Genomic DNA, 13,757 nt, shown 5'->3' with positions numbered 1-13,757 from the left:
AGCAGTTTGATGTCGGTGCGATGCCGCGTCGCCGTTGGCGCCGGTTATGACGCCAGCCCCGTGGGCGCAAGCGCCTGCACCTTGAAGCGCGACACCCCGCTCTTCAGCCCGTTGGCCACGTGATTGAGTTCCTCGATGGCCTGACTCGACTGCTGCAACGATTCGGCCGTCTGTTGCGCGGCCTCGGAGAGTTGCACCAGCGCCTGATTGATTTGCTCCGCGCCGGTGGCCTGCGCCTGCATGCCTTCGTTGACGACCTGAAAGCGCGGCGGGAGCGTCTGCACCTGCGAAATGATCTGGGCGAGTTGATCGCCGACCTGTCGCATTTCGTCCATGCCGCGGCGTACCTCCTCGGCGAACTTGTCCATGCCCATCACGCCTGCGGACACCGCCGACTGGATCTCCTTGATCATCTGCTCGATGTCATAGGTTGCCACGGCCGTCTGGTCGGCCAGCCGGCGAATCTCCGTGGCCACCACGGCGAAGCCGCGACCGTACTCGCCGGCCTTTTCGGCTTCGATGGCCGCGTTGAGCGAGAGCAGGTTGGTCTGATCGGCCACCTTCGTGATCGTGGTCACGACCTGATTGATGTTGCCCGCCTTCTCGTTGAGGATGCCGAGCTTGCCGTTGACCGAGCCGGCCGCTTCCACCACGTGTCGCATGGCATCTTCCATGCGCGTGAGGCCGACGTGTCCCGTGCCCGCCAGCGTTGCCGCATGCTCGGCGACACCTGCGACTTCGGTCATGGTGCGGGCCAGATCGCGCGACGTGGCGAAAATCTCCCGCGACGTGGCGCCGATCTCGGTGGTGGTGGCCGCCGTCTCCGAAGCCGTGGCCTGCTGCTGGCGCGACGTCGCGGCAATTTCGGTCACGGACGTCGTGACTTGCAGCGCCGACTTCTGCGCCTGCCCCACGAGCCCCGTCAACTCGTCGGTCATGCGATTGAAACCCGATTCCAGCGCGCCGAACTCGTCGCGCCGCGCCAGATTCAGCCGCCGGGTCAGATCGCCCGAGCGCATGACTTCCAGAATCTGCATCACGCTCGCGAGCGGCACGCTGATCGCACGGAACAGCAACCACCCGGCGAGCACGGCAACGGCAAGCGCCACGACCAGCGTAATGAGCAGCGTCGCCTTGGCGGCCGTCACGGCTTCGCTGATGTTGTGTGTGGCTTCGTCCGAGTAAGTCTTGTTGGTGTCGACCAGACGCTGGATCGCCGCGCGCCCGCGCCCCCATTCGGGATAGAGCTGCTCGGTCAGCATGGCACGGGCGGCGGGCATCTGGCCGTCCGCCACGAGCTTGAGAACCTGTGTGCTGATGCGCCCGTACTGATTGCGCGTGCCGCGCACTTCGTCGTATTGAATGCGGTCGATGGGGCGGTTGACGGTCGTGCCGTAATCCTTGACCCAGCCGTCGATGCGGGCGTCGGCCGCGCGCAAGGCGTCGAGATCGACCGCGCGGGTCTTGTCGTTGTCGTCGATTGCGACGACCTGCTGAAGTAATTGGTAGCTCTCGAACCACGCGCCGCGCAGCATCGTGCTGTAGTAGAGGCCCGGCGCGGAGTCGTCTTCCACACTGCGTGTCTCGGCTTCGATGGCGGACAGCCGGGTGTAGGCGATGCCCGCCATGAGGGCCATCAAGGCAAGGATCAGGCCAAAACTGGCCAGAATGCGATGTCGGATCGACCAGTGTTTCACGCCGCGCTCCCGTTCGGGTTCATGCCCGGCGCCGGAAGGGTCGACGCGGGCCTTTTGAGGTTACGCCGATTCTATTACAGCGGCCCGACCGGGCAACGTCGGTCAGGCCCTGTATTTGGGTTTATTTCTGATCCGTCGCACACTCCCGGTCACGGTCCGGCCCCGGGAGTCCCGCGGTCCGACGGTCGCGATCGGACGGCAGGACGGTCGGCCCCGGGCGTCGAGCATCGACCGTCGGCCACCCGCGTTCGGCGTGAAGCGCTCAGCGGGTCAGTTCGCGCAAGGCATCCGCCGTCATGGGGGCGAGCGCGAGCGGGGCGGCAGCGGACGTGAGCGCGCGCAGCGACGCGGCGTTGTCCGGGGAGACGCTGCCATCGGGCAGGTAGAGGTTGTTTTCGAAGCCGATGCGCGCGTGGCCGCCGTACAACACCGCCGCGAGCGCACACTCCGCCTCGCGCGGACCGAAGGCGCACATGGCCCAGGGCGTCGCACCCGACGCCTCGCCCAGCGCGTCCGCGTCGGTCTGCCACGCGCTCAGGAACGGCAGCAGGTCGGACGGCGAGGACAACTGACCCTTGCTGTAACGCCCCAGCACGAACAACACCCAGTGGCGACCGGGACGGATCGCACCGGTCGCGCGCAAGCGCCAGTAATGCGCCACGTCTTCGGTGTCGTAGAGGATGTACTGCGCAGTGACGTTTTCCTGCCAGAGCCAGCCGAAGAACGCCTGCGCTGCGGGCGCATGGGCGGCGTCGGGCAATATTTCGCGCAAGGCGACCGAGATCGCCTCGGGACGCAAGGCCTGCACCGTCGCGATCTGCTGCGCCGGACGATAGATGCCGACGGCCTCCGTTGTGACCTGCAACACCAGTTCGTCGCCAACGGCGCGGCGCACGGCGGCAATGCCTGCCTCGTAATCGGACACTTCGAGGCTATGCGTGCCGTCGGCCTTGCGCACGTGCAGGTGGATCATGGCAGTGCCCGCATCCAGACACGCTTTGGCGCATGCGCCCAGCTCGTCGGGCGTCATCGGCAACGCCGGGTGATCGACGTGCGTGCGGCGCGCGCCGTTCGGGGCGACGGCCAGTGCGTAGGCCCTCGTCATGCCACGCCTCCGACCTTCACACCGGTCACGTCCGCCACCGACAGCGCCAGACGCTCGACGATGCGATCGATGTCTTCCGGCTGACAAATGAAAGGCGGGGCGATCAGCGCATGGTCGCCGTGCACGCCGTCGACCGTGCCGCCCATCGGATAGATCAGCAGACCCCGCTCCTTGGCCGCCGCCTTCAACCGGGCATGCGTTTTGTCCTGTGTCGGCAGCGTCTGTTTGGTCGCACGATCGGCAACGAATTCGACGCCGACGAACAGGCCCCGCCCGCGCACGTCGCCCACGTTCGGGTGGTCGGCAAAGACCTCGCGCAAACGCGCACGCAGCTGTTCACCGCGCGCCTTCACGTTCTCGAGCAGGTTGTCTTCGGCGATCGTGCGCTGCACGGCCAGCGCCGCCGCACACGCCATGGCATGACCGAGATAGGTGTGCCCGTGCTGGAAGAAGCCGGAGCCACCGACCACCGCGTCGAAGATCTTGTCCGAGCAGAGCATTGCGCCAATCGGCTGATAACCCGCGCCGAGCCCCTTCGCAATGACGAGAATGTCCGGCGTCACACCGTCTTCCTCGCAGGCGAACAGATAGCCTGTGCGGCCCATGCCGGACATCACTTCGTCGAGCAGCAGCAGCACGCCGTACTTGTCGCACACGGCACGAATGCGCTTGAAGTAGTCGCCCACCGGCGGCACGGCGCCCGCCGTCGCGCCGACCACGGTTTCTGCGACGAACGCGATCACGTTGTCGCCGCCCAGTTCGAGGATCTTCGCTTCGAGCTCGTCCGCCAGGCGCTGCACGTATGCGGCGTCGCTTTCACCGTCGAGACGCTCCCGATACGCGAAGCACGGAGAAACGTGATGGGCCGGCACCAGCAACGGCAGGAACGGCTCGCGTCGCCATGCGTTACCGCCAATGGCCAGCGCGCCGAGCGTGTTGCCGTGATAGCTCTGACGCCGCGCAATGAAGTACTGACGCTGCGGCTGGCCGATCTCGACGAAGTACTGACGCGCGAGCTTGAGCGCCGCTTCCACTCCTTCGGAGCCACCGCTCACGAAGTACACATGATTCAGATCGCCAGGGGCGCTCGCGGCGAGTGTGTCCGCCAGATGCTCGGCCACTTCCGTGGTGAAGAACGACGTATGCGCATAGGCCAATTGCGCGGCCTGCTGCTGCATGGCCTCGATCACACGCGGATGCCCATGGCCCAGACAGGAGACGGCCGCACCGCCGCACGCGTCGAGATAACGCTTGCCGTTGCTGTCGATCAACTCGATTCCCTGACCGCCAACGGCGACGGGCAACGTCTGGCGCGGATTGCGGTGAAACACGTGAGTCATGCCTGAACCTCTGACGAAAAGATGCTGCGAGACAGTAATGGAGTGTCCTATGGATGTCGCTCAGTGTAGGCGTATCCCCCACGCTTTGCAACATATGTTTCACTCGTTTTGTTGGCGCAACAGTTCGCGCAACCCATTACCACACTCGATGTTTCATCGCAGCCCACGCCTTCCGGGGAAACCGCGTGCGTGCGCGGCGCATTTCATGCAACAATCGTTACATTCTTTCGCCGCCGTGTTGCCATCCCCCAATGACACAAGCCCCAGCGCTGCCGCAGACGCTCGACCAGCTCAACACCCTGTTGCGCGAGCGCTACCCTCAGCTCAGTCCGCAGTTCCAGGCGGGCGCGCGCTTTCTTCTGGACCATCCCCAACGGGTGCCGATCAGTTCCATGCGCGCGATCGCGGCGGAGGCGGGCGTGCAACCGGCCACCTTCGTGCGGCTCGCGCAGCATCTCGGTTTCGACGGATGGCACGGACTTCGCGAGTTGTTTCTGGAGTCGATCCGTCTCGGGCCGCAACCGTATGCCAGCCGTGCAAGACAAGTGATTCGCGAGGGCGACGCCGCGCGCATGGTGCCCGAGATGTTCCGCGTACAGCACAACAATCTCGACCTGACGGAAGCCGGCGCGAACGCGTCGCTGGGCGCAGCCGTCGATCTGCTGGCGAACGCGGGCACTGTCCACGTCGCGGGTTTTCGCGCCTGCTTTCCCATCGCCTTCACGTTTCAGTACGTCTACCGGCTGTTCCGCCCGACGGTTCACCTGATTCGCGGTGAAGCGGGCACGCTGGAGATGGAGTTGCGGGCACTGTCCGCGCGTGACGTGGTGGTCGTCATCAGCTTCGCGCCTTACTCGAACGAGGCGTTGATCGTCGCGCGTGCTGCGCGCGCGGCGGGCGCGCGCGTGCTTGCCCTGACGGATTCGACCGTCTCCCCGCTGGCGCTCGACGCGGACGTGACGGTGCTGTTCTCGCATGAGAGCCCGTCGTTCTTCCCGTCGATTACGGCAGGTATCGCCGTCGTCGAAACGCTTGTCGAGATGTTGCTCGCGCGCAAAGGCCGTGGTGCAGTGCGCGCGCTGGAGCTGGCGGAGGACCAGCTTCACGGCACCGGCGCCTATGTCACCCCCGGCAGCCAGAGCAGTCCGGCGAGCGGCCCCGGCCCCCGGGTCAAACCGGACGCGTGAACGTTGTCGCGCGTGGGGTCTCGCGGCGCAAGGCTACGGCAAGCGCCGCACTGCCTGCGATCAACGCGGCAGTGAATAGCGCGAGGGCCGCCGGCATGCCGAAGCGGTCGGCCAGCCATCCGCTCGTGACCACCGGCACGGAAAAACCGAAATACGCGAAAAGAAAGTAGCCTGCCGCCGCACGGGCCCGCAACGACGGCGCAACGGCGGCATTGACCGCCGCCAGTCCGCCTAGATAGGTGAAGCCGTAGCAGGCCGAGCTGGCAATGACCGCCCCCGTGAGCAGCGCGGGCAAGTTGACGTACACCACGCCCAGCGCCAGCACGACGAAGCCGAGCGGCACGAGCACGAGTCCGACACGCACGGCACGCACCGGTGCCATGCGCCGTGCGGCAGGCTGGAACAGCAATCCCGTCGAGACGACGAAGAACGTCGCAAAGCCTGCCCACGCGGCGTGTCCGTGCGCGGCGAGCGCCGACGGCACCACCCCGATGACCACGCCGACCGCCGCCCAGGCAAGCAGGATCGCCACGCCAAGCGGCACCGTACCGGGCGCGAGTACCGGCCAGCGCAGCCACGGCACGTCCGGATGGCGGGCGGGCGCGGGCAGCGCCACCACACCAAGGGCCGCGACGAACGCGCATGGCAGATACGCCCACAGACTCCACGGCGGCAGCGTCGATGGCGCGACGATCAAACACACGCCCGTGACGAGGGCGCCGGTGCCGAAACCGAGGGACGTTGCGGCCGCCACCAACGCGGCGCCCCGCGTCGCGGCGTCTTCGCGCTCACCGTAAAGCTCGGTCATGAACGCGGTGCCACTGCCCGCGACGAGGCCCGTTGCCAGGCCGTAACAGGCACGCGCGCCGCCCAAGGCAAACAGCGTCGGCCAGCGCAACGTCAGCCATGTGCCGACCAGCCCCAACAACAGCGCAGCCACCAACGGCAAACGACGCCCGACGCGATCCGACAGCCCCGCCAGAAGCAGCAACGCGGGCACGAGCGCGCCGACGTAGCACGCGAACGCCAGCGCCTGCGCACCGGCGCCATGTCCACTGGCAGCGGCGTAGTGCGGCACGAGCGGCGCCTGAAGATTGACGCAGAACGTCACAAGGAAAAGCTGGATGGCAAGCAAGGCGATGGCCCTGCGGGAAGGCTGACGATTCGTTGATGACATAGCGTTGAGGACACAGGACAGGCGCAAGGGCAAAGCACAGCTCGGCTCGGCTCGGCTCGGCTCGGCTCGGCTCGGCTCGGCTCGGCTCGGCTCGGCTCGGCTCGGCTCGGCTCGGCTCCCAGTATTGTCAGCCCGCCAATCCAGTGCAATTATTGAATTGTCCTGATAACAATTCCTCTCGCCCGTCTGGTGCCATGGCCGCTCCCGCCCGTTACCTCGATCACGTCGAACGCCTTGCCGACGCCATTGCCCGCGGCGATCTGCCCTCTGGCGCCCGTCTGCCACCGCAGCGCGATTACGCCGACACGTATGGACTCGCGACTTCCACCGTCACGCGCATTTACGCCGAACTCGCGCGACGCGGTCTCGCCGTGGGCGAAGTGGGGCGCGGCACCTTCGTTCGCTCGCCGGCTGTCGGCGCCGCGGCTGCCTTTGCGCAATGGGCCCCGGCGCCAGGGGCGCTGGACGGCGTCGACCTGGCCTTCAACTACCCGGTATTGTCCGAGCAGACCGAAACGTTGCGCCAGTCGTTGCGCGACATGGCCTCCGGCGGCGACCTGAGCGCGTGGCTCGCGCACACGCCGCACGACGGCCATCCGTCCGATCGGCGCGCGGCAGCGCAATGGCTCTCGCGCCGCGACGGCGTCGCCAACCCGCGCGAGGTGGCCGACTCGCTGGTGATCTGCGCGGGAGGCCAGCATGCGCTCGACGTGCTGCAATTGGCGCTGTGCCGCGCGGGCGAACCGGTCGCCGTCGAAGCGCTGACGTATCCGGGATGGAAGGCGCTCGCGGCGATGCGTGACGTGCCGCTCACCGCCGTTGCCATGAACGACGGTGGCCTCGACCCGCTGGCGCTCGACAAGCTTTGCCGGACCGATACGGGACGCGGCCATGCGGGGCGGATTCGCGTCGTCTACACGATGCCCACGCTGCATAACCCGCTGGGCTGCGTGATGCCGCTCGCGCAACGCATGGCGCTGGTCGAAGTCGCCAGACGGCACGATCTTCTGCTGATCGACGACAGTGCCTACGGCTTCCTCGTGCCGGACGCCCCACCGCCCCTGCGCCTGCTCGCTCCTGAGCGCACGTTCGAAGTGTGCAGCCTCTCGAAACCGGCCGCACCCGGGCTGCGTATCGCCTATCTCGTTGCACCGCCCGCCTGGCTGCCGCGGGTGCATGCGGCAATGCGAGCCAGCGTCTGGAGCGCTGCGCCATTCATGGCGCAACTGGCCACCCGCTGGCTGGGCGACGGCACGATCGACCAGTGGATCGTCCGCAAGCGCGTGATGGCGGCGCAACGGCAGGCCATCGCCCGCGAATGTCTGGCGGCTTGTGGCTCGACGGGTTATGACGGCGCCTTTCACCGGCTGGTACCGGTGCCCGCACCGCTGCGCTGCGACGACGTGGTGGCCGCGCTTCAGTCGCGCGGCATTGCCGTGACGCCGGTCGATGCGTTCGCCGCGCCGGGGCAGGCCGCGCCATCCGCGATTCGGGTAGCGCTCGGCTCGCCACGTGACGACGCCACGCTGCGCGCCGCACTGGCGCAGGTCGCAGACGTCATGACCACCCTGCGTCGTCCGTGATTTGCCCGCCATCCCGCGATGCTTCCGGGATGCCCTGCGACGACCGTGCCATGGCGTGCCGAGATGACGCCGCTGCCGGTTTCTTTTATGATCGACGTGCTTCCTGCGGCCTTCGCCGGACATGACGTCCGGCCAGGCATCGCGCAGGCTTCGTCCCCTGTCGACAATATCAAGGACTCCGAATGTCGCTTATCCGCTCCTCTCGCGCCCGCTCGATGGTGCTCGGCACGGCGCTCGTCATCGGCGCCAGCGTGGCCGCACCGGCCTTCGCTGCGTCGAATCTTTCCTTCATGAGCAACTCGCCGCTGGCCTATATGCGCAAGGCAGACAACGAGTCGTTCGCCAAGGCTGCCGGTGCCGTGCTGTCCAACAAGCAGGATAACGAAACCACCGAGTGGACCAACAAGGGCACGGGCAACCCCGTGGCCATCGCGGCACAGCTCACACCGACCAATACCCAGAAGGACGGCGACAAGACCTGCCGCGATCTGGTGGTGCTGCTGACCGCCAAGGGTCAGGAAGTCACGCTCAAGCTGCCCGCCTGCAAGGCAAACGAAAAGGCACGCTGGGAATTGCAAAAGCGCGGTACGCCGTAAGGCGTCGGCACCCTGGCGCGTGACCGTCGCGACATCCGCAACCATTGCGACAGTCGCGACGCCAGACAAAAAAATCGCCGGCTCCGAAACTTCGGACCGGCGATTTTCGTTTGTCGCGACAGATGTCGCGTCGGATGTGGCGTCAGATGTGGCGCCCGATGACGGACTACGGCGCCGACGTTGGCCGACGTCGCTTCATGCGGCCACAGTCTTCTTGTGCCCTTCGACGTCCGGCAACATGACGGTCACGATCCCGAGCAGCGGCAGGAACGCGCACACGTGATAGACGAAGTCGATGCTCGTCGAGTCGGCCAACTGACCGAGCACGGCAGCGCCCACACCGCCCATGCCGAATGCAAAGCCGAAGAACAACCCTGACACCGTACCGACCTTGCCCGGCATTAACTCCTGTGCGTAGACCAGAATGGCCGAGAACGCCGACGCCAGAATCAGCCCGATCAGCACCGTCAGAATACCGGTCCAGAACAGGTCGGCGTACGGCAGCATCAGCGTGAACGGGGCGGCGCCGAGAATCGATCCCCAGATCACGTACTTGCGACCGATCTTGTCGCCCAGCGGGCCGCCGATCATCGTGCCTGCGGCCACGGCGAACAGGAAGACGAACAGATGCACCTGGGCACTTTGCACCGACACGTGGAACTTGCTGATCAGGTAGAACGTGAAGTAGCTGCTGATGCTCGCCAGATAGAAGTACTTCGAGAAGATCAGCACCAGCAAGATACCGATGGCAAACAGCACCTTGCCCTGCGAGAGCTGATGCGCTCCCCCGCGGCGCGCCGCCGGCTTGCCCTTGCTCGCCGCACGTTGGACCGCGTACCAGCGGCTCACCTGGTACAGCACGAAGATCGCAACGAGCGCCGCCACCGAGAACCACGCCACGCTGCCACGGCCGTTCGGAACGATGATCAGGGCCGCGAGTAACGGGCCGAGCGACGAGCCCACGTTCCCGCCCACCTGAAAGAACGATTGCGCCATGCCGTGGCGTCCGCCCGAGGCCATGCGCGCTACGCGTGACGATTCCGGATGAAACACCGACGACCCCATGCCCACGAGCGCGGCCGCCACGAGCAGCATGCCGAAGTTGGGCGCGACGGCCAGCAACAGCAGCCCCACGAGCGTGAAGCCCATGCCGACCGGCAGCGAGTATGGCTTCGGATGCTTATCCGTATAGAGGCCCACGACCGGCTGCAACAACGAGGCCGTGATCTGGTACGTGAGCGTAATCAGACCGACCTGCCCGAAGCTCAGGTTGAAGCCGGACTTGAGCAGCGGGTAGATGGCCAGGATCAACGACTGAATCATGTCGTTGAGCAGGTGGGAGAAGCTGATCGCAGACAGCACGCGAAACGCCGTGCCCTGCGCGGCCGGTGGGTTGGCACCGGAGAGGGACGTAGCAGGTTGACTCGACATGGGATGGGTGAATTAACGTCAAAGGCTTGGGAAAACGTGTGCTTTCCGGGGTCTTCCGTGCCGTCTTTGGTGCCATCTTTTGCGCAATTTGGCAGACCTATGCAAGAAAGTTGGGATTAATCCCAATTTCCGCCGGAAAGTTAATGAGTGAAGTGTAGAGCATGCGTAAATCGCCGTTACGCCAAGTTTTGTCGCGATTACGCCATCCGAGTGCCACGCAGACCACGGTTAGACCGCCGCCTCGCCAGATGTCGGACGATCGCCCCACGGTCGTCTCGCGCATCACTGGCACGCGCCGTTCACGCCCGTGCGCCGGGCGTTGTGCGGGTTTATCGGGGGTCGGACGCCGTCGGGTATTCGTGTAGAGTCATCTGACGAGTTGTGCCGTGCAGCACCGCAGTCCACGTGGGACCCTCCGCTTTCTTGGTTGGCAGCAAACATGATTCAACACTCCAGAGTCGTGCAGTGGCTGGTGACCGGACTTGTCGTGACGGTCACGCTCGCTGTCGTCCTGTTTCTGGGTTGGCTGCGCATTTATCACATGTCGCAGTCGATCCTTCAGGAGGAGGCCGAGCGTCAGCGCAACGCCCTCGAACGCATCGTCGCGCAAGCCGAGAACACGCTGCGCGGCGCGTCCCCATGGGTCGGCCGGTCGTGCAGCGAGGTCAGCACCTCGCTTCAGGCCACCGGCACCCTCAGCCCGTACTTCCGCTCCATCTGGCTCGTCTCGCGCGGGCAGCTCTATTGCGCATCCGTCATTCGCTCCAGCGCGGCCCTGAACATGCCGCTGCCGGCCGATCTCGTGCCCATGCTCACCGGCACGCGCGCGTTGCTCGTGAGCAGCACGCCGTATGTGCGGGATATGCCGGCGCTGGCGCTTTACGTGCCGACGTCCGCCACCGATGGCGTGCTCGGCTTCGTGGACGGCATCTACCTCACGGAGACGTTGCACAGCGTCAAGACGAGCGATCTGGCATGGACGGCCATGACGGTCGGCAACGTCTCCCTCACCTCGGAAGGTCCGAAACTGGAGTCGGCGGGCATCGCCACGCGCGGCGCGCAGGTATCGCTCACGTCCCGATACTTCACGACGTCACTCGCGGGCAGTCCGTCGTTAATGCAATCGCTCGCGACCCAACAGGCGCCGATCTTCCTGGCGTTCGGCGGCATCGTGGCGTTCCTGCTCGGCGTCATGACGTTCCGCCATCTCGGCCCGGCGCAGTTCATGAAGCGGCAGATTGCCCACGGCATCAAGCGCAACGAATTCAAGGTGTACTACCAGCCGGTCATGGAACTCGCCACCGGCCGATGTGCGGGCGCCGAAGCGCTGATGCGCTGGCATCACCCCGTGGCCGGTCTGGTGCGACCCGATGCCTTCATTCCGATTGCGGAAGACAACGGCCTGATCATCGATCTCACCCGCGCCTTGCTGCGCCAGATCCGTAACGACGTGGCCAGAGGCGCATTGCCTCAGGGGTTTCATATCGGCATCAATCTCGCCGAACGGCACTTGCGCGACACCACGATCCTCCATGACATCGAGCGTTACTACGGTGCGTTGAACAACACGTATCCGATGGTCGCCGAAATCACCGAGCGTTACGTGATTCGCGACACGGCCGCCGCACGTAACGTGATGGCCGAGTTGCAGCGGCGTGGCATCGAGACGGCGCTCGACGACTTCGGCGCGGAGAACAACTCCATCGGCTATCTGAAGCGCTACGACTTCAACTATCTGAAGATCGACAAGGAATTCCTGCCGGTGACCGAAGACGACGTGGTCACGCGCAACATCTGCGATTCCATCATCCATCTGGCCGAGCGGCTGGACATGACGATCGTGGCGGAAGGGGTCGAGAACGAGATGCAGGCCAATTACCTGCGCGGGCGCAACGTCACTTATGCACAGGGATACCTGTTTGCGCGGCCCATTGCCTTCGACGAACTCGTGCAATACGCGATTGCACACGCGGGTACCGGACTCACGGCCGTGAAGACGACTGCGACGATGCCGCCGCTCGCTTCCGTGATGTCACCCACGCCACCGACATCCCCCACATCTGTCACGCCCCGCAAGGCGGGCTAAGACGACGCGTCCTCACGGCAGGGTGAGCGCAACGACAGCGCGCAAAGCCCGCAGAGCCTGACGAGCCGGGAACGGGGAGGCGGCGCAAGCGCAAAACGCCAGACCCGTGAAGCCACCGGTCCGGCGTTCGATCCGACAAGACCACGGTCGTGTCAGAAGACCAACTGCGGCATGTTACTGCGTGGTGCGGGCGTAGCGGCCGCCCGCGTGCTGTCTCGCATTTCGGCTCGCAGCAACCACAATCGCTGCGCGACGAAACGTCTGAAGCGCATTTCACCCGCGGAGAAAGAGATTTGCATCTGATGTCGCTTGCCGTTAGGCAATATGCGAACCAGACGATAGTATCGAGCCCCGTCAACCGTTTCCTTGATATTCCTGTCGCGCATCATTTCACCCCGTTTCTGTTGTGTCAGGTGAGTGGGCACTTCGGTAAACGTCGCATTCCCGGTCAGTTCGCTTCACGCCGGAGAATTTCAGGCTTGAAGCAACACGAACCGGCTTTGGGGGGGCATGCGGCAAATTCAATGTAGAGGAGAAACGTCCCCCATTCGTCCCCCAAACGGACGTTCGAAGTGCGCTTCGTTGGTGCGCCGCAACAGTTTCCCGTCCCGCCTTTATATTTGCTGGTTCGCCCACCCTCTACAATGCGGCCACCTGACGCGTTTGATCGAAAAAATCATTATGGTTTCCGAACCTTTTTCAATGACGGACGGCACTTTGCACAACGACGCTGACGATGCCCTGCAAGTGAGCGGCTCGCTGTGGCTGCATCGCGGCACGTCGTCGCTTGGCGGACACGCTCGGATCGCCCTGCTCGAACATATTGCTTCGCATGGCTCGATCACGGCGGCTGCCAAGGCGGCGGGCATGAGCTACAAGGCCGCCTGGGACGCCGTCGACGCGATGAATCAGCTCGCCGGCGAGCCGCTGGTCGCGCGCAGCACGGGCGGGCGTGGCGGCGGCGGTACGCGTCTCACCGCCCGTGGCGCGAAGCTCGTCGCGGCCTTTCGTGCCGTCGAAGCCGCGCAACGGCAGTTTCTTGCACGGATAGCCAACGATCTGGAGCATTTCGACGAACAGTGGCCGGTCATCGCCCGGCTCGGGCTTCAGACCAGTGCGCGCAACCAGTTGCACGGAACGATCACCGCGATTCGGCGCAGCGGCGTGAACGACGAAGTGACGTTGACGCTGCCCGGCGGCGAGGCGATCACGGCGTCGCTGACGCACCACAGCACCCAGTCGCTCGGGCTGACGGTCGGTGGCCACGCATTCGCCCTCATCAAGGCGCCGTGGATCGAGATGGCGCGAGGTGCGGATCTGGCGGGGCTGCCCACGGCCAATCGTCTGGCAGGCACGGTGGAAGGCGTTACCGACGAAGGCGGTCAGGCAGAAGTGATTCTGGCGCTGCCGGGCGGCAGTCGCCTCGCGGCAGTGATGCCGCACGAGACGCTCACGGCACGCGGCCTGACGGCAGGCGCCGGCGCGACAGCGGCCTTTGCGGCCGCCAGCGTGATCATCGGCGTGATGGCCTGAGGAACGGACGATCCGACACGCG

At 65.4% G+C, this 13,757-nt stretch carries 10 protein-coding genes; 5 read left to right on the top strand and 5 right to left on the bottom strand.

Annotated elements, in window-relative coordinates; translation table 11 throughout:
- Nucleotides 1–44 precede the first annotated feature (44 nt).
- The 3 genes from PCA31118_RS06250 to PCA31118_RS06240 form a co-directional block, all read right to left on the bottom strand.
- The gene (locus PCA31118_RS06250; RefSeq protein ID WP_150624083.1) at nucleotides 45–1,697 is read right to left on the bottom strand and encodes a methyl-accepting chemotaxis protein; all 1,653 of its coding nucleotides are present in this window, start codon (nucleotides 1,695–1,697) and stop codon (nucleotides 45–47) included.
- Between the two features lie 262 nt (nucleotides 1,698–1,959).
- A complete protein-coding gene (locus PCA31118_RS06245) occupies nucleotides 1,960–2,802 on the bottom strand; it encodes a beta-keto acid cleavage family enzyme (RefSeq protein ID WP_150624081.1) in 843 nt (280 codons plus the stop codon).
- Nucleotides 2,799–4,142 (bottom strand): aspartate aminotransferase family protein, encoded by a 1,344-nt coding sequence (locus PCA31118_RS06240; protein WP_150624079.1) that lies wholly within the window; start codon nucleotides 4,140–4,142, stop codon nucleotides 2,799–2,801. Before PCA31118_RS06240 ends, PCA31118_RS06245 begins: the two co-directional genes overlap by 4 nt.
- Before the next feature lie 251 nt (nucleotides 4,143–4,393).
- Between PCA31118_RS06240 and PCA31118_RS06235 the strand changes: the two genes are divergently transcribed.
- Nucleotides 4,394–5,329, top strand: coding sequence for a MurR/RpiR family transcriptional regulator (locus PCA31118_RS06235; protein ID WP_150624077.1), 936 nt, complete (start codon nucleotides 4,394–4,396; stop codon nucleotides 5,327–5,329).
- On the opposite strand, the gene PCA31118_RS06230 is transcribed toward PCA31118_RS06235, so the two are convergent.
- Complete coding sequence (locus tag PCA31118_RS06230) at nucleotides 5,313–6,506, bottom strand: MFS transporter (RefSeq protein WP_150624075.1); 1,194 nt, start codon at nucleotides 6,504–6,506, stop codon at nucleotides 5,313–5,315. The genes PCA31118_RS06235 and PCA31118_RS06230 overlap by 17 nt on opposite strands.
- Nucleotides 6,507–6,700: 194 nt before the next feature.
- Between PCA31118_RS06230 and PCA31118_RS06220 the strand changes: the two genes are divergently transcribed.
- Both PCA31118_RS06220 and PCA31118_RS06215 read left to right on the top strand, forming a co-directional pair.
- Nucleotides 6,701–8,089, top strand: coding sequence for an aminotransferase-like domain-containing protein (locus PCA31118_RS06220; protein ID WP_150624070.1), 1,389 nt, complete (start codon nucleotides 6,701–6,703; stop codon nucleotides 8,087–8,089).
- Between the two features lie 182 nt (nucleotides 8,090–8,271).
- A complete protein-coding gene (locus tag PCA31118_RS06215; protein WP_150624069.1) occupies nucleotides 8,272–8,685 on the top strand; it encodes a hypothetical protein in 414 nt (137 codons plus the stop codon).
- Between the two features lie 195 nt (nucleotides 8,686–8,880).
- On the opposite strand, the gene PCA31118_RS06210 is transcribed toward PCA31118_RS06215, so the two are convergent.
- Complete coding sequence (locus tag PCA31118_RS06210; RefSeq protein WP_150624067.1) at nucleotides 8,881–10,116, bottom strand: MFS transporter; 1,236 nt, start codon at nucleotides 10,114–10,116, stop codon at nucleotides 8,881–8,883.
- Nucleotides 10,117–10,555: 439 nt separating this feature from the next.
- Between PCA31118_RS06210 and PCA31118_RS06205 the strand changes: the two genes are divergently transcribed.
- The gene (locus PCA31118_RS06205; RefSeq protein WP_150624065.1) at nucleotides 10,556–12,202 is read left to right on the top strand and encodes an EAL domain-containing protein; all 1,647 of its coding nucleotides are present in this window, start codon (nucleotides 10,556–10,558) and stop codon (nucleotides 12,200–12,202) included.
- Nucleotides 12,203–12,904: 702 nt separating this feature from the next.
- Complete coding sequence (locus PCA31118_RS06200; RefSeq protein ID WP_246190107.1) at nucleotides 12,905–13,735, top strand: TOBE domain-containing protein; 831 nt, start codon at nucleotides 12,905–12,907, stop codon at nucleotides 13,733–13,735.
- Nucleotides 13,736–13,757: the final 22 nt, after the last annotated feature.

Origin of the sequence: Pandoraea captiosa (genome assembly GCF_902459775.1) — a bacterium.
GTDB lineage: Bacteria > Pseudomonadota > Gammaproteobacteria > Burkholderiales > Burkholderiaceae > Pandoraea > Pandoraea captiosa.
The sequence above is the reverse complement of the archived record's forward strand: the minus strand, read 5'-3'. Positions and strand labels throughout refer to the sequence as shown.

Excerpts from the sequence above, each read along its gene's own strand:
- PCA31118_RS06245 (WP_150624081.1), bottom strand. The coding sequence starts at position 2,802 with ATGACGAGGGCCTACGCACTGGCCGTCGCCCCGAACGGCGCGCGCCGC.
- PCA31118_RS06210 (WP_150624067.1), bottom strand. The coding sequence starts at position 10,116 with ATGTCGAGTCAACCTGCTACGTCCCTCTCCGGTGCCAACCCACCGGCC.
- PCA31118_RS06220 (WP_150624070.1), top strand. The coding sequence starts at position 6,701 with ATGGCCGCTCCCGCCCGTTACCTCGATCACGTCGAACGCCTTGCCGAC.
- PCA31118_RS06240 (WP_150624079.1), bottom strand. The coding sequence starts at position 4,142 with ATGACTCACGTGTTTCACCGCAATCCGCGCCAGACGTTGCCCGTCGCC.
- PCA31118_RS06200 (WP_246190107.1), top strand. The coding sequence starts at position 12,905 with ATGACGGACGGCACTTTGCACAACGACGCTGACGATGCCCTGCAAGTG.
- PCA31118_RS06230 (WP_150624075.1), bottom strand. The coding sequence starts at position 6,506 with ATGTCATCAACGAATCGTCAGCCTTCCCGCAGGGCCATCGCCTTGCTT.
- PCA31118_RS06235 (WP_150624077.1), top strand. The coding sequence starts at position 4,394 with ATGACACAAGCCCCAGCGCTGCCGCAGACGCTCGACCAGCTCAACACC.
- PCA31118_RS06215 (WP_150624069.1), top strand. The coding sequence starts at position 8,272 with ATGTCGCTTATCCGCTCCTCTCGCGCCCGCTCGATGGTGCTCGGCACG.
- PCA31118_RS06205 (WP_150624065.1), top strand. The coding sequence starts at position 10,556 with ATGATTCAACACTCCAGAGTCGTGCAGTGGCTGGTGACCGGACTTGTC.